Raw genomic sequence first — 21,536 nt, forward strand, 5'->3', positions numbered from 1 at the left:
GCGCCGCGGATAATCTCGAGATGGAACCGAAGGTCGCGCGCTGCCTGTTGATCTCCAAGGTGTTGGTGGCCGACGGCATCATGACCGCGCAGGAGCGCGAGTTCCTGCACCGTGCCATGGTCGGCTTCGGCCTGAGCGAGGACGAGCGCCAGCGCGTGATCGAGCTCGAGGGTTGGGACGAGGCCGAGCACATCGTCGCCGCCATGACAGAACGCGAGAAGCGCGCGCTGGTCGACGACCTGACGGAAGCCGCGCTCATCGACGGCAAGCTGAGCCCCCACGAGCTCGAAGCGGTGCAGCGCATCGCGCAGGCGCTTGGCATCGGTTGACCCCGGCTTGCGCTTTTCGCCGGGGTGCACGATGTTTCCGGCGATGTTCGTCGTCACCAATCGCATTCCGGTCGCCCAAGGTCACGAGATCGACTTCGAGGATCGTTTCAAGAAGCGCGTCCATCTGGTGGACCAGGCCCCGGGCTTCGTCCGCAACGAGGTCCATCGACCCAAGGCCATGAAGTTGGATCACGCCACGGGAACGTGGAGCGAAGATCCGGACAAGCAGGGCTACTACGAGGTCAAGACCTGGTGGCGAAGCTTCGAGGACTTCGTGGCCTGGACCAAGAGCCCCGCCTTCGCGGAAGCGCACAAGAACCGCGCACCGCGGGAGATGTTCGCCGGAGAGAACGTGCTGGAGATCCACGAGATCGTGACCAGCACCGACCTGGACACGGACTGAGCACGCCCGCCGGGGGTTGTCTCGACGCGCGCGTTCTTGCACTGTGAGGCTTCGTCGGCGGGGGAGTCGTCGAAGCTCGGGCTCGGGTGCGTCTCGGTGCAGTGGTTGTCCCTAGACGCTTCGTCGCCCATTCGCGGCCGCCTTCGCACGGAAAGGAGGGCTCCATGCCCCAGTGGGCGAAAGCTCCGTGGATGCAAGACGTGTGGCATACGACTTCGACCCAGCTGCCGAGAGTTGGCGTGGCACTGGCAATACTGGTGCTGGGCTGGCTCGTGGCGTACGTCATATCCAAGACGGTCTTCGCCGCGCTCAAGAAGACGACAGTAGATGACCGCGTTGCCGATGCCCTCGGTTACGAGACCGGTGGCGACAGCGGCTCGCGCATCGAGCGCACGGTGTCCAAGGTGGTCTACTACCTGTTGCTCTTGTTCGTGGCTGTAGCGTTTTTCAGCTACCTCGGCATCTCTGCCGTCACGTCTCCTCTGGTGACCGTGCTCGATGGCGTCGCCGGCGCCGTTCCCAATTTGCTGAAGGCCGTGATCGTCGGCTTCGGCGGGTTCCTGCTGGCGACCGGGGTTCGCAAGCTCATCGTGGCGGCCCTCGACAAGGTCGGCTTCGAAGAAAGAATGGTCCGCTTGACCGGAGAGGCGGGGAAGGAGCAACCAGAAGAGACCGGCAAGAAGAAGAAAAAGAAGTCTCGCGAGACCCCCGTCACCGAGACCGTGGGAGACATCGCCTATTGGTTCGTGCTTCTGGTAACGGCCATCCCCGTGCTCGAGGCGCTGAAGATCGGCGTGCTCGCCGGCCCTCTGTCCACCGCCTTCGCGACCATCACTACCTACCTGCCTCGCGTCGCTGCCGCCTCCGTGCTGCTCGTCGCCGGCTACGTGCTGGCTCGCATGGCACGCGCCGTGGTGAGCGGAATCCTCGCGCGCGTCGGCGTGGATCGCGCGGTGGCTCGTTTGGGCTTTGGACGTATCACCCAGGAGCACAGCCTGAGCAGCATCCTCGGCGCCATCGTGATGGCGTTCGTGTTGTTGCACTTCGCGATCAGCGCGGTCGGCCGCCTGCAGATCGAGGAGATCAGCGCGCCCCTCAGCATGATGCTCGAGCGCATTTACGTGTACTTGCCCAAGCTCTTGGTCGGAGGCGTGCTGATGGCCGTCGGTGTCGTCGTGGCGCGCATCGCCGGCAACGTCGCGGCGCATCTCTTGGCGGCCATGGGCTTCAACACGCTGATGGTCCACATTGGCCTGTTCCGGCAGGTGTCGGACGCGGCCAAGCGTCAGGAGCAGGACTCGAAGGCCTTGGTGGACCGTCGCCTGCACCAACCAAAGCAAGGCGAGGCCCAGCAAGGCGAGGACGAGCTCCTGGCCAAGGGCGGGCTCGACACGCCCGCGGACATCGCAGGCATGCTGGTGATGGCGGTGATCGTGCTTCTGTTCCTGAGGCAAGCGCTGGGCACCATGGGCCTCAAGGGACTCGCGCGACTACTCGACGGTCTGCTCGCGTTCTTGCCCAACGTGCTCGTCGCCGTGGTCCTGATCGGCGCGGGCTTGTGGGCCGGGCGCTGGAGCCACGCGCGGGTGGACGACCTGACCAAGAGCAGCAAGGACCGCTTGCTCAAGGCGATGGGTAACGTGGCGCACGTCGCCATCGTGGCCTTTGCCGCGATGATGGCCCTCGAGCAACTCGGCGTGGGGCGACAGCTCATCGCGATCGCCTTCGCGCTCATTCTGGGCAGTGTGTGCCTCGCGGCAGCGCTGGCCTTCGGTTTGGGCGGGCGCGAGGTCGCCGGGCGAATCCTGAACGACGAGTACTCGCGCCGAAAGCGGGACTGAGCGACGAGGCGCGCGGCTTCACGCCGCGCGCCTCAGCCCTTCTTCCGCGGCGCCACGTCGTCGCGAGAGGTGACCATCGCCTTGATCAGGTCGCGGTTCATCCGTGCGATGAACTCGACGTCGATGCCCTTGGGACAGGCGGCCATGCACTCGTAGTGGTTGGTGCAGTGGCCGAATCCCTCGGCGTCCATCTGCCCGACCATCTTGCGCACGCGGTCGTAGCGCTCCGGCTGGCCCTGGGGCAAGAGGCCGAGGTGGGCCACCTTGGCGGCCACGAACAGCATCGCCGAGGCATTGGGACAGGCGGCCACGCAGGCGCCGCAGCCGATGCACTGCGCCGCGTCCATGGCCCGATCCGCGTCCTTCTTGGGGATCGGGATCTCGTTGGCGTCCCGGGCGGCTCCGGTGCGCACGGAGACGTAGCCGCCCGCCTGGATGATGCGATCGAACGCGCTGCGATCCACCACCAGGTCCTTGACCACCGGGAAGCCGTCGGCGCGCCAGGGCTCGAGGGTGATCTCGTCGCCGTCGTTGAAGTGCCGCATGTGCAGCTGGCAGGTCGTGGTGGCGCCCTGCGGCCCGTGGGCGCGACCGTTGATGACCACGCCGCACATGCCGCAAATGCCTTCCCGACAATCGTGGTCGAAAGCGATGGGCTCCTTGCCTTCGGCCAGGAGATTCTCGTTCACGACGTCCAACATCTCGAGGAACGACATGTGGTCGTTGATGTCCTTCGCCTCGTAGCGCTCGAACTGGCCGGGCTGGTTGGGCCCGGCCTGGCGCCAAACGTTGAGCACGAGGTTCATCGACTTGGCCATTACTTGTAGCTCCTCTGCGTCGGCTTCACGAACTCGAACTCGAGCATTTCCTTGTGCAGCGCGGGCTCTTGACCCACGCCCTTGAACTCCCAGGCAGCCACGTACTGGAAGTTCTCGTCGTCACGCTTGGCCTCACCCTCTTCCGTGGTGTGCTCCGGCCGGAAGTGACAGCCGCACGATTCGTCGCGGGCCAGGGCGTCCCGGCACATCAACTCCGCGAGCTCCATGAAATCGGCGACTCTGCCCGCCTTTTCCAGCGTCTGGTTCAGGCTTTCGCCCTCGCCGACGACCTTCAGGTTCTTCCAGAACTCGTCCCGCAGCGCCGGGATCTTCTCCAGCGCGGTCTTGAGCCCCTCCGCCGTGCGAGCCATGCCGCAGTACTCCGTGATGATGCTGCCAAGCTCCCGGTGGAAGGAATCGGGACTGCGCTCGCCACCCACGGACATGAGCTTCTCGATACGCTCCTCCACGCCGGTTACCGCCTTCTTCACCTCGGCGTGCTCTTCGTCCACCTTGGCGAGCTTCGCCTGGGCCAGGTAGTTGCCCAGGGTGTAGGGCAGCACGAAGTAGCCGTCGGCGAGGCCCTGCATCAGGGCGCTGGCGCCCAAGCGGTTGGCGCCATGATCGCTGAAGTTCGCCTCCCCGGCGGCGAACAGCCCCGGAATGGTGGTCATCAGGTTGTAGTCCACCCACAGGCCGCCCATCGTGTAGTGCGACGCCGGGTAGATGCGCATCGGCACCTTGTAGGGGTTCTCCCCGGTGATGCGCTCGTACATCTCGAACAGGTTACCGTAGCGCTCCTCCACGACCTTCTTGCCCAGGCGCTTGATCGCGTCGCGGAAGTCCAGGTACACACCGCGACGCACTCCATCCACCTTGGGGCCGACGCCGCGGCCTTCGTCGCAAACCTCCTTGGCGCGACGCGACGCGATGTCCCGCGGAACCAGGTTGCCGAAGCTCGGGTACATCCGCTCCAGGTAGTAGTCTCGGTCCTTTTCCGAGATCGCGTTCGGGTCCTTCTCGCAGTCGTCGGCCTTCTTGGGCACCCAGACGCGGCCGTCGTTGCGCAAGGACTCGCTCATCAGCGTGAGCTTGGACTGGTAGTCCCCGCTGGGCGGGATGCAGGTGGGGTGGATCTGCGTGTAGCAGGGGTTGGCGAACAGAGCGCCGTGGCGATGGGCGCGCCAGGCGGCAGTGACGTTGCAGCCCTTGGCGTTCGTGGAGAGGAAGAAGACGTTGCCGTAGCCACCGGTGGCGAGCACGACGACGTCCGCCAGGTGCGGCTCGATTTCTCCGGTGATCAGGTTGCGCGTGACGATGCCACGAGCCACGCCGTCGACCACGATCAGCTCCAGCATCTCGTGGCGCGAGTGCATCTTCACGGTCCCCGCCTCGATCTGACGGGACAGCGCTTGGTAGGCACCCAGCAACAGCTGCTGACCGGTCTGGCCCCGCGCATAGAAGGTGCGCGACACCTGCGCGCCGCCGAACGAGCGGTTGTCGAGCAGGCCGCCGTATTCGCGCGCGAAAGGCACGCCCTGGGCCACGCACTGGTCGATGATGTTCACGCTGACCTGGGCCAGCCGGTACACGTTCGACTCGCGGGAGCGGAAGTCTCCGCCCTTCACCGTGTCGTAGAACAGGCGGTAGATGCTGTCGCCGTCGTTGGGGTAGTTCTTGGCGGAGTTGATGCCGCCCTGGGCGGCGATGCTATGGGCGCGTCGGGGGCTGTCCTGATAGCAGAAGCACTCCACGTGGTAGCCCATTTCGCCGAGGGACGCCGCACCGGCGCCGCCAGCGAGGCCGGAACCGACGACGATGATCTTGTGCTTGCGGCGGTTGGACGGATTCACCAGCTTCATCGCGAAGCGATGACGGTCCCAGCGGGTCTCGATCGGGCCGGTGGGTGCGTTGGATCGAAGCTCCATGGCTAGCTCCTCACTTCACCAGCCCGGCCACCACGGCCAGGGGCATGGAGATGTTGCCGAACACGACGAACATGGCGATGGTCTGAGCGACCAGGCGCTTCTTCTCGTTGTACTTGGGATGGTTCCAGCCAAGAGACTGAAACAGGCTCCAGGCGCCGTGATACAGGTGATAGCCGAGTAGGATCTGCGCGGCGATGTACACGCCGGCCACCCACGGAATGCTGAACCCATGGATCACGTTGGCGTACACGTCCGTGTGGCTGTGCTGGTAGTGGCCCATCGGCACGCCGGGCACCGTGAAGTGCGCGATGTGATAGATGATGAACAGGAGCACCAGCGGCCCCGTGATCTTCATCGTGAGCGCGGCGTAGCTGGTGGTCGTGTTCTTCTTCATGCGGTAGCCCACGGAGCGGGCCTTGGCCGAGCGCATCACGAGGGACATGCTGATCCAGATGTGCGTGATGACGGAGAGCAGCAGCACGGCGCGCGCCACCCACAAGAGGGGTCCCAGGTCGCGCAGGTGCTGGGCGTAGCCATTCAGCTGCTCGGGGCCCATGAACACCTGCAGGTTCCCCAGCATGTGGCCGATGACGAAGCCGAAGAGCACGATGCCGGTGACGGCCAGCACGGCCTTCTTGCCGATCGTGGTGTCGTAGAGAGTCAGCGCTTTTTCCATGGTGTCGGTACCTGTCGCTCGCAGGGGCGAGCCAGTCCGGGTCTAACTACTCCAAACGCCACGCCGCGTGGAAGCCGCCAGCGGGCGCGGGCGGAGGATAACGGATATTTGGGGCTCGGGGGACGCTGCGAGAAGCCCATATCGGCAGGGCAATTCGCAGTGGCCGGAGTATGCCGGAGACCGAGCGCCTTCGCCGAGCCAACGCGAGCACGCCGTGATTTTGGTCAGCGTCAGTCCTGGATGTAGTCCTGAGACCGGTAGAAGTACGCGCGCAGCCCGAACAGGAGCGCCGCCCCGGCCATCAGCCCGGCGAACACCCAGAAGAACTCCGCGAGGGGGAGCTTGATGAGGCTGATGATGCTGACGAGCACGTTGCCGAGGGACACGGTCAGCAGCCAAAAGCCCATGATCGTGCTCTTCATGCGCTTGGGAGCCTGGGTATAGGCGAACTCCAGGCCCGTGATGCTGACCATCACCTCCGCCAGGGTGATGATAATGTACGGGATTATCTGCCATTCGATGGGAACCACCCCGTTCCCCTGAGCGTCGATGCGCGCCTGGATCAAGGCGACCGCCACGAAGGAAAGGGCGGCAACGACCATGCCAGCGGTCATGCGCCGGAGGGGCGTAGCCTTGAACCCCAGCTTCTCGACCCCGGGGTAGATCACGTAGTTGGTCAGCGGGATCAGCAGCATCACGAGCAGCGGGTTCAGGGCCGCCACCTGGGAGGGCTGCACCTCGAGCGCGCCGTACAGCGGCAGCGCCACCGAGAGCTCCATCTGCTTGGCCTGCAGGATCCAGCTCGAGCCGTGCTGGTCGAACAGGGCCCAGAAGATGCTGACCAAGAAGAACACGCTCATGATGCTGAGCACCGCCACCGGCCCCTCGGTCGCCTCGATGCCGAAGTGCCGCACGGCGGGGCCGAACAGCCTGCTCTTTCGAAGCTTGGCGCGTCGCTCTTCGACCTCCGGACTTGGGGCAGGGGTTTGTTGGTCCGCCGCGGCCACCTCCCGGTCCGCCCCTCTCGCCACCCAGCTCTTCACGGCAAAGACCAGCACCGCCAAGAAGCCATCGTCCGGATGACGCTTCTGACGCTCGGAGAACAAGTAGAAGCCCAGCACCAGGAAGAACACGCTCAGGAGGAGCTCGAGCCACCACGACAGATCCCCCGTGAAGAACAGGTGGCCAACGCTGAGGAACAGCGCGGTGGAGCTGAGCGCATCCAGAAGCCCCACCTTGCCGCCGGGCTTCGCGGGCACGTGGACGAACTTCTTGCGTCCGGTCCAGAACACCACCGTGGCGGCCGCCATCAGGATGCCGGGTAGACCGAAGGCGATGCTGGCTCCGTAGTGCCGCCAGAGGAACGGGATCAAAAGCGTTGCGAAGAAGCTGCCGAAGTTGATGATGAAATAGAACGCCTGGTACACGGTGCGCACGCGGAACCAGTTGTTCTTGCCGAACTGGTCGCCGACGTTCGCCGACACGCAGGGCTTGATGCCGCCGGAGCCGACGGCAATCAGTCCGAGCCCCACCCACAAGCCCCATACCGATCCCTCGAAGGCCGCGAGCACGGCGTGACCGCCGGTGTACACCAAGGAAAGCCAGAGGATGGTGTTGTACTTGCCGATCAAGCGATCCGCGAGGATGGCGCCGATCATCGGCAGCGCGTAGACCGCCGCGACGAACAGGTGATAGTGCGCCTTGGCGTAGTCGTCCGGGTCGCTCTTGAACACCGGATGGTTGACGTACAGGACCTCCGCCATGAACAGCGTGAGGATCGAGCGCATGCCGTAGAAGCTGAAGCGCTCGCAGCCCTCGTTGCCGATGATGTAGGGCACCCCCGGGGGCCAGCCCGTCGTCTCGTGATCCGGCGACGTCCGGTACTCCGTCTCAGTCATGGCGGCGCATGATGCCCGCCACCGGGAGCCAGCGCTAGAGCGCCGGGATCGTCACAAAGGTCACACCAGTGCTCGTGAGCAGCAGCCACTCGGGTTTGGCGTCGCCGTTGGCGTCCAGCTGCGCGAGCCGCACGGCACCCGTCACCCCCGGTACGGTGGTCCAGGCATCCGAGAGCTGCTCCGCGCAGCCCTGCCCCGAAGAGCTGCCCAGGCGCACGCCCACGTCGTCGAAGGCGGGCGCCACCTGGATCAAGTCCAGGCAGCCATCGGCGTCCGCGTCCGCCAGGGCGCTCAGCGCTCCGGGGTGCAGCGCTGGGAACGATTGGGTGGTGAAGAACGGGTCCACCCCGCCGGGAGATGCGAGCCAAACGCTGCGATCCGACGCGCCGGCGACGACGTCGGTGACGCCATCGCGATCCACGTCCCCGGCCTGACAGTCCGAAGCAACCACGCCATTTGCGACCAGCGCTTGCGCGTAGTCGTCGACGCTGCTCCACATCGATGACGCAGAAGTGCCGCGACCGGCGAGCACGTCGTCGTAGGCGTCGCCGTCGAAGTCGCCGGTGGTCAGATCCGTGATCGGGCATTGGTCCGGCGTGCCGCACGGCGCCGGCTGACCGGGCAGCGCCGAGCAGCCCACGGCGCACAGCTCCACCGTGCCGTAGGCGCTGCCGCGCACTACCTCGGGCCCGTTGCCACGATTCACCACGGCAACGGGTCGGAACGCCTCGATGGCTTCGTCCCCGAAAGAGCTCCAGTCGAAGCTCCGGCCGCCGAGGTTTTTCCAGACCCCGGCGGAGGTGACCACGTCCAGAACGTCGTCCCCGGTCACGTCCCGTGGCGCGAGCCCCGCGCGGACGCCGCTTTCGGCCGTGCCCGAGAGCGGCTGCTGCACCCGCTCGGAGAAGGGGTTGCTCTCGGCGCCCCAGGCCACGATCAACGCGCCGTCCACCAGCGCGACGAGGTCGACCAAGCCATCGCCATCCAGGTCCGCCGCCGCCACCGCGTGGGGCGCCGCGCCTAGGTCCACGCTCGGGGGCAACGCGAAGGACGTGGCACCCGCCGCACCGCCGCCACCACCGCTTCCGCCGGACCCGCCCGAGCCCGCGTCCGCCGGAGCCTCGTCGCCGCCCGAACGCGCGCTGCAGGCCAGGAGCAAGAGCGCGAGGGCACTCACGCTGCGCGAGAGAGCCAAGCCAGGGCCTCCAGGTGGTGCGTATGGGGAAACATGTCGAAACCCGTCACGGAGGCGAGCGCGTAGCCCGCCTTGCGGAGCCCCTTCAAGTCCCGAGCGAGGGTGACGGGATCACACGAGACGACGGCGACGTGCGGCGCCCCGAGCCCCGCCACCTCGTGCAACACGTCGCGGATCCCGGTGCGTGGAGGGTCCATCACCAGTAGATCGAAGCGCTCACCCCGGCGCACGAGCTCCGGCAAGATGCGCCGCACGTCTCCGGCGAAGAACGCGGACGCCGGCTGCCCCTGGCTCGCCGCCGCGTTTCGCGCGGCTCGGATACCCGCTCCCCCGCGATCGACGCCGACTCCCGTCAGCCCCGCGGCGAACAACGGCAGCGCGAAGTTCCCGGCGCCGCAGTAGAGGTCGCAGAACCGCTTGGCGCCCCGCTCGCGAGCGCCCTCGACGACGGCCTGCACCAGCTTCTCGTTCACGGCCCAGTTCACCTGGGTAAAGGCCTGCGGCGGTGCCGTCAGGGAAATCCCGCCGGGAAGCGGGAAGCGCTGGTCGTCCGCGTCGCTCGCCTCGCCCACCACCGTCACCACGAAGCGGGAAGAAAGAGCCGCGAGGAAGCGCTCTCCGCCCGTCGGGCGATCGTCCCGCCGCTTGAACGACAGCACGATGCGCGGACCCTCCGGCGCGACACGGACGTCGAGCTCGGTGAAATGAGCCAGGGCTCCGGGAAACTCCTGCGCGATCTTGCGAACCTCCAAGAACGCGCGCTCCACCTCTTCGTGGGCCACGAGGCAGCTCTCCACCTCCACCAGCTCGTGACTGGCCTTCGCGAACAGCCCCAGGTGACCCTCTCGATCCACGTGCAGGCGAAGCCGCCCGCGGTAGCGCTCCGGTGAGCCGGCGCTGACGACCGGAAGGCTCGACGGCAGCTCATGAAAGCCGCCGGTGCGCGCCAACGCCTCGCGCAACATGCGGCCCTTTTGCTCGAGCTCCGTCTCGCGCGAGAGATGCATCCAGTCACAACCGCCGCAAGTGTGCGCTGCCGGGCACGGCGGCTCCACGCGCCCCGGCCCGGGCGCGAGCAACGCAAAGCGGGTGGCGCGCAGATAGCTCCGATGATCTTCGACGTCGAGCACCTCGACGCGATCCCCCGGTGCGGTGTCGGCGCAAAAGCCGACGCGGCCATCGGGCAAGCGCACGAAGCCGTCGCCCCCGGGGACCATGCGCTCGATGTGCCATTCGTCGTGCTTCACGTGCGGACCTTCTTGCGCCGAGCTTTGGGCTCGACGTTCTTGAGTGCCTCGCGCCGACTCAGGGGAGAGAGCTCATTTTCGTGGTCTTTCACGTAGCGCACGACGACGTCGGGATCGTGCCACGCCAGCTGGCGGAGCGCCCACCCGATCCCTTTGCGCAAGAAGAAATCCCGATCCGCCAAGCTCGGCGCGATACAGTCGAAGAGCAGCTCTCGATCCGTGTCGTCACCGAATCGGAGCTGGCTCAAGATGGCGGAGCGGCGCTTCCAGGGATCCTTGGCCCGGCTCCAAGCGCGCACCTTCGGCTCGACGCGCTTCGGGAAGCGCCGGAGCAGATCCCCGAGGCCGTGGGCGGCGAGGTGATCCACGACGTCCCACCAGGCAGACGTCACGATCAGCTCCTCGAGCAGCGGCAGGGTCGCCGGCAGGCGGTGCGGCTGGGCGCGCTTCGCCGTGTAGAGCTCCATCGCGAGGTACCATTCCTCGCGCACACGAGCGTCGCGAAACAAGCTCAGCACCGCGTGCTTCCATTCGTCCGCGTCGAGGGGCCAGTGCTCGACCAGCGCTGCCCCGAAGAGCTGCCTGCGAGCCGAGGCCGAAACGCCGGCGAAGGGCATTTCGCTCTTCATGTACGCCTGCATCGCGGGCGCCCGCTGCGGGTCCCCGGCCGCTCTGAGCGAGCGCCGGAGGGAGCGGACAAGGGGCGGGGCTCGGCCGGGCATGGGCCCGAAAGGATAGGGTTTTTTCCGGCGTCAGGGAAATCGCCCCCTGGCCTGTCACGCTTTGGAGGATCCTGACGATGGAGCGGTGGATACCCACCGCCATGGCCATGCCTTCCCTACCCACGCCCTCCGTCCGCGCAGATCTCCTCGCCGACCCCGAGCTGTACGCCGCCCTGGTTCGCTACGCGCGGCGCCGCGTCGCCGAGCACGAGGTGGAGGACGTCGTGCAGTCCGCCCTGGCGGATGCTCTCGCGGCCCCTCGCACCCCAGAAACCCCGGAAGAAGTACGACGTTGGGTGCACCGCATCGCCCGCAACAAGATCGTGGATCTGCACCGCCGCCGCGGGCGGGAGGTGCCCCGAGAGCTCAGCGGGCCGGACGAGGCGGTGGCGGACAGCGCCCCGGTCAGCGCCCGCGATCTCCTACGCTGGGCCGAGAAGGAGCTGCCCGAAGGCGAAGGCTCCCAGAGCACCCTGGAGTGGATGCTGCGCGAGGGCGACGGCGAGAAGCTCGAGCACATCGCGGACGAAGCCAACGTGCCGGCGCCCCGCGTCCGCCAGCGCGTCTCGCGTCTGCGCCGCCACTTCCGCACCCGCTGGGCCGCTCAGCTGGCGGCCGTGGCCGCCATCACCGCCCTGGTGCTCGCCGCCATCGCCCTGTGGCGCGGCCTGTCCCAGCCCTCCCCCGAAGACATCGCGCGCGAGCCCGTGCCGGAGCTCTCGCCCCGCGAGCGGGGGCAGGAGATCCGCCGGCAGGCCTTCGAGCACTGCGCCGCCGGACGCGACCGCGAGTGCCTGAAGGAGCTCGACCGCGCCAAGGCCCTCGATCCCGCCGGCGACACCGAACCGCGGGTGCAGGAAGCCCGGGCCGCCGCCCAGCGCGCCCTCGAAGCGCCCAGCAAGGGTCAGCTCGAAAAGAGCGCGCCGCCCAGCAAGGGCCAGCGCGCTCCGGACATCGAAGAAATGTTGAAGAAGGGGGCACCGGTCAAGGCCCCGCCGAGCAAGCCGAAGCTCCCCTCGAAGAGCATGACGAACCCGATCCCCACGGACTTCCCGTCGCCCAGCCTCAGCGAGCCGGTGCAGTCGAACCAGGCCGTACAGAAGCCCAAGGCCGAGCCCCAGCCGAAGGTGCCGCAGAAGTTCGACCCGTCCGCGAAGTAGCCGCGCGCATTTCGATTCGGGTGTTGGCCCGGCGCGGAACCTCGCGGACGACCTGTGCGGCGCGGCAGCGCGGAGCGCGAGGTTCCGCGCCGCAGCGACAACCCCCTGCTGCCGATGCTGAGCGGCGGGCAGCCCTGTCACGCTTTCACGCCGCTTTGCGATGACCGAGTTGTAACGGACGTCGCGCGGCGCACGTCGCGACCGACGTCCGACATCGACGCATCGACGTGAGCCTCGCGCTCGGAAGGGAGACATCCATGATCACGAAGCGGCGCCCCGCGGGGCGCATCGGCATTGTTGCGTGCGCGCTCGCCGCGCTGGCCCTGAGCGTCACGGCACCGCCCGAAGCCGCGGCGCGACACCTTCCGCGGGTGCGCGTGCCCACGCCGGAGCGCGCGCCCGCGCGGGTCCTGCCCTTCCCCAGCGCGCCGGAGACCCTGAGCGAGACCGACGACGCGCCGGGGGTGATCGCGATTCCGCCGCTGCCCCGCAGCGCGCCGCGACCAGTGACCGTGATGCTGCACGGCATGTGCGACGAGCCCGAGAACGAGTGCCCGTGGTTCCAAAGCAGCGTCACCCGCAACAGCTGGCTGCTTTGCCCGAGGGCCAGCCTGCGCTGCCAGGGCGGTGGTTCCATTTGGTCGGGGAAGGGCTTCGAGGAAACGGTAGAACGGAGCGTTCAGCGCGCCAAGGCGGAGTTTCCCGGCACCATCGACGACGCCGGCGGGCGCACCCTGGTGGGCTTTTCCCTGGGCGCCATTCGCGGCATGGACCTCGCGCACGACGGGCGCGGTCGCTACAGCGGGGTGATCCTGATCGGCGCGAAGATCTTCCCGAACGCGGAGCGTCTGCGCCGAGCCGGTGTGCAGCGCATCGTGCTGGCGGCGGGCGAGCGCGACATGATGAAATGGCAGATGGTGGGCCAGGCCAAGCGCTTGGCGCGCCAGCGCTTCCCCGTGGCGTTCATGAGCATGGGACCCGTGGGCCACTGGTTCCCGCGCGACATGGACCAACGCCTGCGCCGCGCCCTCGACTGGGTGCACGGCAACGATGCGGCCTTCGTGCCGAACGAACCCGGCGAGCTCGCGTGGGTGCCGAGCGGGGAGTAGCGACTGTTACCCGACCCGCCGGCCGCGCTGGCGGCTGTTACCCGGGGGCTGCACTCCGCTAGGCGGTTTGTCGCGAAATTGCGACAAATACGGGGTGGCACGGGACTTGGAAAAGAGTCTGGTCGCGAGGCAACGGAGCCTCGAATCCAACGGAGTGAAGAAACAAATGATCAAGACTCGTAAGGTTGTTGCTGCGCTGGCTCTGGCTTCCTTTGGTCTGGTGGGCGCCGCCGCCACGCCGGCCGCCGCAGGTCAGAGCTGCAACAAGGTGGACGTCGAGGTGATCAACAACGCCTCTTCGGGCGTGTCGATCAAGGTGACCAAGCTGTCCTACGCGGTGGGGGCGAGCAGCAGCACGTATCACACCGAAGGTCTCACCAATAAGGTCCTCTCTCGCAATGGTGGCCGCGCCGACTGGTCGAACCAGAACTTCCAGAATGCTCCGGAGGGCAGCCCACTGAAGTTCCGGATCTACTACAAGCTCGACACCGGCCGCGGCTGGGGCTCGGAGCGGTTCCAGGAGTTCGACCGCACGGGCAGCACCTGCACCGACAACCGCGACTACACCTTCAACATCACCCAGTGAGGGCGCGGAGGCATCACGCCGGACCCCGGTCCCGAGGGGTCCGCGTGAACGCCGACGTGAGGGACGGGCGAGCCAGGCCGGGTGCCTGGCTCTTCCCCGGATGCAGCTCGGCTTGACCGCGCGGCAGCTCCGACCTTCTCTTTCGGACATGTCCGTCGAGCTGCCCGCAGCCCTGAACATCGCCGATCGCTTCCTCGACGCCCGAGTGCGCGACGGCAAGGGCGACAAGATCGCCATCCTCTCGGGGGACCAGCGCGTGAGCTACCGCCAGGTCCAAGCGCGGGCCAACCGCTTCGCCCGGGCGCTGAAGCACCTGGGCGTGGATCCCGAACAGCGCGTGATCGTGGCCCTGCCGGACATTCCGGAGTTCGCCATGGCGCTGTTCGGCACGCTCAAGGTAGGGGGCACCGTGGTGATGGTGAACTGCCACCTGAAGCCCGATGACATCGCCTACTTCTACGACTACACGCGGGCCAAGGTCGCCGTCGTTCACGCCGACCAGCTTGCCGCGTTCGCGGAGGCCGCCAAGAGCGCTCGGGATCTCGAAGCCATCGTGGTCGTAGGCGGCGCGCCAACCGACGACGGACAACACGGTTGGGACGCGCTGTGCGCCCAGGGCTCGGACAACTTCGACAACTACCCCACTCATCGCGACGATCCCGCCATTTGGCTCTTCTCCGGCGGCACCACAGGACGCCCCAAGGCAGTGGTCCAGACCCACGGCGCCTTCGCCAACACCACGGAGCTGTACGGCAAGGGCGTGCTCGGCGTCTCCGAGAGCGACGTCACCCTCAGCGTGCCGAAGCTCTATTTCGGCTACGCCACGGGAGCGAACCTGTTCTTCCCCTTTTCTGTCGGCGGTACGTCCATCCTGTTCCCCGAGCGCTGCACCGCGGACGCGCTCTTCGCGCTGATTCGCCGACATCGCCCCACGATGCTCATCAACGTGCCGACCATGGTCGGCCACATGGTGAACCATCCGCAGGCGTCGGAGCAGGACCTCTCCTGCCTGCGCCTCGCTACCTCCGCTGGAGAGGCGTTGCCGGTGGAGCTGTACCAGCGCTTCAAGGACGCGTTCGGCGTCGAGCTCCTCGATGGCCTGGGCACCGCGGAGATGTGGCACGTGTTCCTGTCGAATCGACCTGGGGACGTGACTCCCGGAACCCTGGGCAGGGTGGTTCCCGGCTTCGACGTGAAGGTGTGCGACGACGACGGCGAGGAGCTCCCCGAGGGCGAGGTCGGTTGGCTCTGGGTACGCGGAAAATCCCGCGCCATCGCCTACGTGCAACAGATGGACAAGACCATGCAGGCGTTTCGAGGCGAGTGGTACGTCTCCGGCGACATGCTGCAGAAGAACGCCGACGGCACCTTCACCTACGCCGGTCGCGGCGACGACATGCTCAAGGTGGGCGGCAAGTGGTTGGCACCGGGGGAGGTGGAAAACTGTCTGCTCACCCACCCCGCCGTGAAGGAAGTCGCCGTGGTCGGCGTGGTGGACGACAGCGGCTTGGTAAAGCCCCAAGCCTTCGTCGTCGCGACGGAGAGCAGCGAGGGGCTCGAGGAAACGCTCAAGGCCTACGTGCGCGACGCCCTCGAGCCCTACAAGGCGCCGCGCAAGGTGAGCTTCCTACCTTCCTTGCCGCGAACCCATCTGGGCAAGGTGGATCGCGGCAAGCTGCGCAAGGGCTGAAGCCCTCAGGGGCTCAGCGTCACGTCGAAGCGGTTGCCGCCGAACTGGGCCACGGGCTCGTACAGCGGCGGTGCGAAGTCGTAGACGGCGTCCTCGAAGCCCGGCCCAGGAAGATCGTCCCAACGATAGGCGTCGTTCATGTTCGCCCGCACCGTGAGCACGCCCGTCTTGCCGTCTGCCACGGTGACGTCTACGGGGAAGTACACCGCCCACTGTCCGTTCTCGATCACGGCCTCGGCCTCGGCGGTCTTCGACTCCGAGGGCAAGGGCGCGTCGTCGCCGGAGAACGTCTTGTCCACGCCGGGAGCCGTGAACGTCTGCTCGTAGTAGCCCTGAGGCCGAGCGCTGCCGTCCACCACCGCGCCGTCGCTGGTGACCTGCAATCCCGAGAGACTACCGGCGACCGCATCTGTGCCGTCGTGAAGCGTGGCGTCGATCGTGTACCGAGACCAGTCTTGAACCATGCGCGCCCGGGTGTAGTGACCGGCGACCACGTCCGAAGGCGGGATGGTCGCGATGGCGGTGGCCGCACCGTCGTCCCACGACACTTCTTGTCCTCCCGGTCCGTGATCGAAGAGCTGCCAGCTCGCGCCACTGCTCTCGTCAATCAACGTGAGGGAGCGCACCCCCGCGCGCACCGAGCGGGCCGTCTGCCCCGAGAGATCGTCGGAGTGCTGGTAGCTCTGGGTCGACGCGCTCAGCACCACGGTGAGATCCGTTGCCGGGGCTCCCCCCGTGCTCTCCCCGCTCGAGCCGCAGCCCCCGAGCAGCACTCCCAGCATCACTCCCAACGTCGCTTTCGTCATGTTGCCTCGTTCCTCCACATTAGCGTGTCGCGAGGCCAGGAGCAGGGGGCGTGCCACCCGTGTCGATCTGGAATTCCGTAGGGTTATGTGGGTGGGAGTGACCGCGACGTCACACGGGACCGAGACCCGACGTTTTCGCGGCGGACCGACAAAATCCAAATCAGACGGTCAGTCGTCGTCTCCCGGCAGGCGCGTCGGACGGGTGCCGCGGGCCGGCGGCTCGGCCTGCCAGTTCAACAGCAGGCCCTCGAGCACGACGGGGTCACGCCGAGCGATGGCCGCGCGAAGCACCCGCGCGCGGGGATGATCCGCAGGCAGGTCCGCCAACAGCACCTTACCCATGCGCACGAGCTGCTCGACACGACTGCTGCGCAGGACGCGTTCGTTGGCGCTCCACTCGCCGCTTTCCAGCTTCTGGCGCGGCGAGGATCCCCCCTGAGACTCGGGAACCTCGACCCGTGGACGCACGCTGGAGCGCTCGTCCTCGAGGTCCGCATCCGACTCCGGCGGGTCGGACGGAGGGGTTCGGTGTGCAGATGGGCTCATGATTTCCTTTCCAGACAACCCCTGTGGTGCACGATCCATTCCGTGCCCGAAGAACAGTACGGCCGAGCCGCCCCGGGGGATCTGAAGCCGCAGCATTTCTCGGCCGCCGTGGACTTCGACCCCCGAGACTCTGAACTGATTGCGTACTTCGGACGTTTTTCGGCCCCTGACAGCCATGTCCCGGAGGCTTGGGTTTTCCACCCTAGCTGAATGCTCCGAAAGGCCGGTGCGAAGCCCCGTTCGCGGAGTCAGAGCGTTGCCATTGCCTAGGCAGGTTCCTAAAGTTGCGCCGCAGGATCCCCATGTTGCGCGCCACCCCCGAATCGCCCCGCATGTTCGCGAGCGACGTCGTCGACTTCTTCTCCCGGACTCATCCGATGGTGGTGCCGATCGTGTTCGTACCGACCACCCTGGTGTTGCTCTGGGTTGGGCTGGCGAAGGCGGGAGTGGGCGTCACGACCAGCGTGCTGCTGTTCGCTGGGGGCTTCGCCACCTGGACATTGGTGGAGTACTGGCTGCATCGCACCTTCTTCCATTGGCTCCCGGGCGGCGTGTGGGGAGAACGGCTGCACTTCTTGGTGCACGGCGTTCACCACAAGTGGCCCCGCGACAAGTACCGCCTGGTGATGCCTCCGGCAGTGAGCATCACACTCTTCTTCGTGTTTCTCGCCCTGTTCTACTCGCTCTGGGGCGGCCGGTTCGTGTGGCCCTTTCACGCCGGCTTCGTGCTCGGCTACATGACCTACGACCTGACGCACTATTACATCCACCACTTCAATCCGAAGTCGAAGTACGGACTCCGTCTCAAAAAGCACCACATGCTGCACCACTTCAAGGATCACGATTCGCGCTTTGGGGTGTCCAACATGGTGTGGGACTCGGTGTTCGGAACGCGAGGCTGACGTGGCAGACGACGAGTTGGGCGAAGCCGAGGGCCGCTACATGATGCCGCCCATTCCCGAGGGCCTGGACGTGGACCCGCTGCTGATCGCGCTCCTGCACTGTGCAGCCTTTCTGGATCTGGCCGAGGACGACGTGGTGGATCCCGATGCCGCTGGAGACGCCCTCGAGCACGTGGGCATGTACGTGCAGCGGCTCGGGCCGGAGCGGCTGCAGGACCTCGACAAGCAGCTCCAGCGCCTGGCGCAGCATGGAGAAGCGGCGAGCTGGCCGGATTGGATGGTCGGCTTCGTGAGCGACTTCTTGTACAGCTGCGGCATCGGCGAAGATCGGGACGACGACGATCCCGACGACGACGAGTGAAGCTGCACCACATCGCCCTCGGGGCGCGTGACGTGCAGCGCGTGGCGACGTTCTATTGCGACGTGTTGGGCCTCGCGGAGGTCGCGCGGCACTTCGACGGAGAAGGTGCGCTGCGCGCGGTGTGGTTGGATCTCGCGGGCGCCGTATTGATGGTGGAGCGCACCCGTGAAGCGCCGCGCCGGGTGGACGGGGTGGGCGCGGGCCCGTTTCTGATCGCGCTCGAGGTCACTCCCTCGCAGCGCGAGGAGCTCGAGCGCAGGCTGGAGGCGGCGGGCCACGCCATCGAAGCGCGCACGGAGCACAGCTCCTACGCTCGGGACCCCGAGGGCAATCGCATCGCCCTCAGCCACTACCCATTGTTTTGATGGGATGTTGGTCCGGCGCGAGACCCGTCGCGGCCACCTGAGCTACTCTCGTCGGCGATGACCGACCACGAATGCATTCGGGTGAGCGTGGACGGCGCCGTCGCGACGCTGACGCTCCACCGCCCGGAGCGGCTCAACGCCTACACCACGCAAATGGGCATCGAGATCTACGCCGCCATTGGCGAGCTGGATCGCCGCCCGGACGTGCGCGCCATCATCGTCACTGGAGAAGGCCGTGCCTTCTGTGCGGGGGCCGATCTCGAGCCCGGGGGGGACACCTTCGCCCGCGAGCGCGCCTGGCAGGCGGCGGCGGATCTGGAAGCGCGGGTGCGCCCCTGGAACCTCTCCACCCCCATCATTGCCGCCATCAACGGACCCGCTGTCGGGATCGGCGCCACCCTGCCCCTGCACTGGGACCTGCGCATCGCCTCGGAGCGGGCGAAGATCGGCTTCGTGTTCACCCGCCGCGGGATCCTGCCGGAGGCGAACAGCACGTGGATCCTGCCGCGGCTGGTGGGCCTGGCCAAAGCCATGGACCTGCTGCTGACCGGACGCATCTTGAGCGCCGCCGAAGCGCTGGAGCACGGAGTGGTGAGCCGCGTGGTCCCCCACGACGAGCTCATGGCCTCGGCGCGGAAGATGGCGGAGGACATCGCGCGGAACACCGCACCACTGTCCGTGGCGATCACCAAGCGGCTGCTCTGGCGCCAGCTGTCGGAGACGGATCCCGTCCGCGCCAAGGCGCTGGAAGACGCCCTCTTCGACTGGATCGGCAAGCAACCGGACGCGGCGGAGGGGGTGCTGTCGTTCCTCGGGAAGCGCGACCCCCGCTGGACGGGGACAGCGCCCGACGGACTTCCCCCCGAAATCGAATGAACGACGCGAATCCCTACTTCTGGGGGAAGCCGCCGCCGCCGGAGACGCCCCCGGTGTGGACCTGGTACCTGGTGTACGCGGTGCTGATGGCGCTGATGTACGTCACCGTGCTGGGCTTCGCGTTGGTGCTGACTTCGACGGGGCCGATGCGAGGAGAAAACCTGGTCATGGCCGTGGTGCTGGCGGCGGTGAGCGTGCCGTTCGCCATCGCTTTCGGTGTTGCGCCGTTCTTACCGAAGCGCCCGTGGGCTTGGTACTACCACTTGGCGCTCATCGCCCTGGGCATGACCAGTGCGTGCTGCATGCTGGCGTCGATTCCGTTGCTCATCTACTGGCTCAAACCCGAAACCAAGGCGTTCTTCGGACGCGTGTGAGGCCCTCGTGACGGTACCCATCACCATCGTGGACGCATTCACCTCCGTGCCATTCCGCGGGAACCCCGCCGCGGTGTGTGTGTTGAGCTCGCCGCGGGACGGCGTGTGGATGCAGGACGTTGCGCGGGAGATGAGCCTGAGCGAGACGGCCTTCGTGAGCCCGCGGAGCGACGGCTTCGACCTGCGCTGGTTCACCCCGGCGGTGGAGGTGGAGCTGTGCGGGCACGCGACCCTCGCGAGTGCGCACGTGTTGTGGCAGACCGGCACCCTGCCCCTGAACGTTCCCGCGCGCTTCCTCAGCAAGAGCGGCTGGCTCGAAGCGCGCCGGAGCGGAGAGCGCATCGAGCTGGATTTTCCCGCGCTCTCGGCCGAACGCTGCGAGGCGCCGGAAGGCCTGGCGGCGGCGTTGGACGTCACCCCGACGGCGTGTTTCCGCAGCCGCTACGACGTCTTGGTGGAGCTGCCGGCGGAGCACGTAGTGCGCAATCTGGCGCCGGACTTCCGGCGCCTCGGCGGCGTGAAGGTGCGTGGAGTGATCGCCACGGCGCCCGCGGACGACGCGAAGTACGACTTCGTGTCGCGCTTCTTCGCGCCCGGGGCCGGCGTCGACGAGGATCCCGTGACGGGCTCGGCGCACTGCGTGCTCGGTCCGTTCTGGGGCGCGCGCCTGAACAAGACGGACGTGCTCGGGTTCCAGGCGTCGAGCCGCGGCGGCGAGGTTTCCGTGAGCCTTCGAGGAGACCGCGTCGCGCTCCTGGGGCACGCCGTCACGGTGATGCGCGGCGAGCTCGTCGTGTGACGAGCCGCCGAACGCGAAAGGAAGAAGAAGGAAGCACGCGGCCCGAGGGCCGCACTCGAACACCACGTGTTTCAGCAACCGTCGTGCCAGGGCGAAAACTCTGCGTCACGGCGCAGCGCCGCGCGGTCGCCCCCTGACACTCGCGTCAGCCCTGCATGGCCGTTGCGTCCGCGGCGGATCCGGAGCACAGATCGCGCATGGCTCCCTTCGGACCGCGGCAACGTGCCACGACCGTCACTCTGGCAGCGGTGCTGCTCGCGCTATTGGCGTGCAAGAAGAGCTCGGATCCGAGTCCGTCAGCGAGCGCCGAGCTGCCGAGCGGAGGAAGCCCCACACCGGTAGAGCCCGAGGTGCCGGCCCCCACCGCGACCGCCACGGACACCACGGCGGCGCCCACCACGCCGACGCCCACCACGGTAACGCCGACGCCCACCACCACCGCGACGGCCAAGCCGACGACGACGGCGACCACCTCGAGCACGGCCGCGCCCTCGGCCACGGCGACCACCACCGCTCCCGCGGGGCCGAGCAAGGCGTGCGTGGAAAAGTGCCAGAGCGTGCTCCAGGTGTGTCTCACCCCGAAGGCCACGGACGGCGGCTTCCCGCAGATGGCGGATCCGACCAAGTGCCAGCAGGCCTTCACCGATTGCCAGAGCGCCTGCAAATAGCGCCCGCGTGAGGCCGTAGCGGTGCGGCCGCGGGGTTCCGCGGCGCAGCGACAAACTCTCTCGGGCAAGAGGACTGAGGTTTTTCCTCAAGGGGGGTCCGGGGCGTCCGTTCCTGCCCTCGAGTCAGGTGGATCTTCGAAAAGGGCAACCGCATGCGAAAGGTGCGGGCGCAAAGCCATCGACCTAAGGGCAGCAGCCTAGGGTTTGGAGGGTTACCGAGACCATCGGGGCACCATC

At 67.2% G+C, this 21,536-nt stretch carries 23 protein-coding genes and 1 riboswitch; of the genes, 14 read left to right on the forward strand and 9 right to left on the reverse strand.

The window, feature by feature from the left end:
- Window positions 1–20 precede the first annotated feature (20 nt).
- The 3 genes from H6717_16940 (at window position 21) to H6717_16950 (ending at window position 2,573) form a co-directional block, all read left to right on the forward strand.
- On the forward strand, window positions 21–329 hold the full coding sequence (locus H6717_16940) for a TerB family tellurite resistance protein (protein ID MCB9578717.1): 309 nt from the start codon (window positions 21–23) through the stop codon (window positions 327–329).
- A 43-nt stretch (window positions 330–372) separates the two neighbouring features.
- The gene (locus H6717_16945) at window positions 373–732 is read left to right on the forward strand and encodes an antibiotic biosynthesis monooxygenase (protein ID MCB9578718.1); all 360 of its coding nucleotides are present in this window, start codon (window positions 373–375) and stop codon (window positions 730–732) included.
- Window positions 733–896: 164 nt separating this feature from the next.
- On the forward strand, window positions 897–2,573 hold the full coding sequence (locus H6717_16950; protein ID MCB9578719.1) for a mechanosensitive ion channel: 1,677 nt from the start codon (window positions 897–899) through the stop codon (window positions 2,571–2,573).
- A 32-nt stretch (window positions 2,574–2,605) separates the two neighbouring features.
- Here the strand turns inward: H6717_16950 and H6717_16955 are convergent, their stop codons facing one another.
- From H6717_16955 to H6717_16985, 7 genes are all read right to left on the reverse strand, one after another.
- Entirely contained in the window at window positions 2,606–3,379 is a 774-nt protein-coding gene (locus H6717_16955; protein MCB9578720.1) for a succinate dehydrogenase/fumarate reductase iron-sulfur subunit, read from the reverse strand.
- An 11-nt stretch (window positions 3,380–3,390) separates the two neighbouring features.
- Window positions 3,391–5,319 (reverse strand): fumarate reductase/succinate dehydrogenase flavoprotein subunit, encoded by a 1,929-nt coding sequence (locus H6717_16960; GenBank protein MCB9578721.1) that lies wholly within the window; start codon window positions 5,317–5,319, stop codon window positions 3,391–3,393.
- A gap of 10 nt (window positions 5,320–5,329) precedes the next feature.
- Window positions 5,330–5,995, reverse strand: coding sequence for a succinate dehydrogenase cytochrome b subunit (locus tag H6717_16965; protein ID MCB9578722.1), 666 nt, complete (start codon window positions 5,993–5,995; stop codon window positions 5,330–5,332).
- A 230-nt stretch (window positions 5,996–6,225) separates the two neighbouring features.
- The gene (locus H6717_16970) at window positions 6,226–7,893 is read right to left on the reverse strand and encodes a POT family MFS transporter (protein ID MCB9578723.1); all 1,668 of its coding nucleotides are present in this window, start codon (window positions 7,891–7,893) and stop codon (window positions 6,226–6,228) included.
- 34 nt (window positions 7,894–7,927) lie between these two features.
- On the reverse strand, window positions 7,928–9,088 hold the full coding sequence (locus H6717_16975; GenBank protein MCB9578724.1) for a VCBS repeat-containing protein: 1,161 nt from the start codon (window positions 9,086–9,088) through the stop codon (window positions 7,928–7,930).
- Entirely contained in the window at window positions 9,067–10,335 is a 1,269-nt protein-coding gene (locus H6717_16980; GenBank protein ID MCB9578725.1) for a class I SAM-dependent RNA methyltransferase, read from the reverse strand. Before H6717_16980 ends, H6717_16975 begins: the two co-directional genes overlap by 22 nt.
- Window positions 10,332–11,057 carry a DNA alkylation repair protein gene (locus H6717_16985; GenBank protein ID MCB9578726.1) on the reverse strand — a complete coding sequence of 242 codons (726 nt, stop codon included), beginning with the start codon at window positions 11,055–11,057 and terminating at the stop codon, window positions 10,332–10,334. Before H6717_16985 ends, H6717_16980 begins: the two co-directional genes overlap by 4 nt.
- A 77-nt stretch (window positions 11,058–11,134) precedes the next feature.
- Here H6717_16985 and H6717_16990 point away from each other — a divergent pair, with 77 nt between their 5' ends.
- From H6717_16990 to H6717_17005, 4 genes are all read left to right on the forward strand, one after another.
- The gene (locus H6717_16990) at window positions 11,135–12,217 is read left to right on the forward strand and encodes an RNA polymerase sigma factor (GenBank protein ID MCB9578727.1); all 1,083 of its coding nucleotides are present in this window, start codon (window positions 11,135–11,137) and stop codon (window positions 12,215–12,217) included.
- A 257-nt stretch (window positions 12,218–12,474) separates the two neighbouring features.
- A complete protein-coding gene (locus tag H6717_16995) occupies window positions 12,475–13,326 on the forward strand; it encodes a hypothetical protein (protein MCB9578728.1) in 852 nt (283 codons plus the stop codon).
- Window positions 13,327–13,492: 166 nt separating this feature from the next.
- Window positions 13,493–13,912 carry a hypothetical protein gene (locus H6717_17000; protein MCB9578729.1) on the forward strand — a complete coding sequence of 140 codons (420 nt, stop codon included), beginning with the start codon at window positions 13,493–13,495 and terminating at the stop codon, window positions 13,910–13,912.
- A gap of 100 nt (window positions 13,913–14,012) precedes the next feature.
- Complete coding sequence (locus tag H6717_17005; GenBank protein MCB9578730.1) at window positions 14,013–15,602, forward strand: benzoate-CoA ligase family protein; 1,590 nt, start codon at window positions 14,013–14,015, stop codon at window positions 15,600–15,602.
- A gap of 5 nt (window positions 15,603–15,607) precedes the next feature.
- Here H6717_17005 and H6717_17010 read toward each other — a convergent pair whose 3' ends face one another.
- Both H6717_17010 and H6717_17015 read right to left on the reverse strand, forming a co-directional pair.
- A complete protein-coding gene (locus tag H6717_17010; protein MCB9578731.1) occupies window positions 15,608–16,408 on the reverse strand; it encodes a hypothetical protein in 801 nt (266 codons plus the stop codon).
- Between the two features lie 168 nt (window positions 16,409–16,576).
- Window positions 16,577–16,954: a hypothetical protein gene (locus H6717_17015; protein ID MCB9578732.1), complete on the reverse strand. Its 378-nt coding sequence runs from the start codon at window positions 16,952–16,954 to the stop codon at window positions 16,577–16,579.
- A gap of 302 nt (window positions 16,955–17,256) precedes the next feature.
- On the opposite strand from H6717_17015, the gene H6717_17020 reads away from it, so the two are divergent.
- From H6717_17020 to H6717_17050, 7 genes are all read left to right on the forward strand, one after another.
- The gene (locus H6717_17020) at window positions 17,257–17,856 is read left to right on the forward strand and encodes a sterol desaturase family protein (protein ID MCB9578733.1); all 600 of its coding nucleotides are present in this window, start codon (window positions 17,257–17,259) and stop codon (window positions 17,854–17,856) included.
- Between the two features lies 1 nt (window position 17,857).
- Entirely contained in the window at window positions 17,858–18,217 is a 360-nt protein-coding gene (locus tag H6717_17025; protein MCB9578734.1) for a hypothetical protein, read from the forward strand.
- Complete coding sequence (locus H6717_17030; GenBank protein ID MCB9578735.1) at window positions 18,214–18,582, forward strand: VOC family protein; 369 nt, start codon at window positions 18,214–18,216, stop codon at window positions 18,580–18,582. Before H6717_17025 ends, H6717_17030 begins: the two co-directional genes overlap by 4 nt.
- A 57-nt stretch (window positions 18,583–18,639) precedes the next feature.
- Entirely contained in the window at window positions 18,640–19,458 is an 819-nt protein-coding gene (locus H6717_17035) for an enoyl-CoA hydratase/isomerase family protein (protein ID MCB9578736.1), read from the forward strand.
- A complete protein-coding gene (locus H6717_17040; protein ID MCB9578737.1) occupies window positions 19,455–19,832 on the forward strand; it encodes a hypothetical protein in 378 nt (125 codons plus the stop codon). Before H6717_17035 ends, H6717_17040 begins: the two co-directional genes overlap by 4 nt.
- A gap of 7 nt (window positions 19,833–19,839) precedes the next feature.
- Window positions 19,840–20,631, forward strand: a complete 792-nt coding sequence (locus H6717_17045; protein MCB9578738.1) for a PhzF family phenazine biosynthesis protein — start codon at window positions 19,840–19,842, stop codon at window positions 20,629–20,631.
- Window positions 20,632–20,786: 155 nt separating this feature from the next.
- Window positions 20,787–21,299 (forward strand): hypothetical protein, encoded by a 513-nt coding sequence (locus H6717_17050; protein MCB9578739.1) that lies wholly within the window; start codon window positions 20,787–20,789, stop codon window positions 21,297–21,299.
- Between the two features lie 133 nt (window positions 21,300–21,432).
- Window positions 21,433–21,519, forward strand: a riboswitch (cyclic di-GMP riboswitch).
- The last annotated feature ends 17 nt before the right edge of the window (window positions 21,520–21,536 follow it).

The organism is Polyangiaceae bacterium (assembly GCA_020633235.1).
GTDB lineage: Bacteria > Myxococcota_A > Polyangia > Polyangiales > Polyangiaceae > JACKEA01.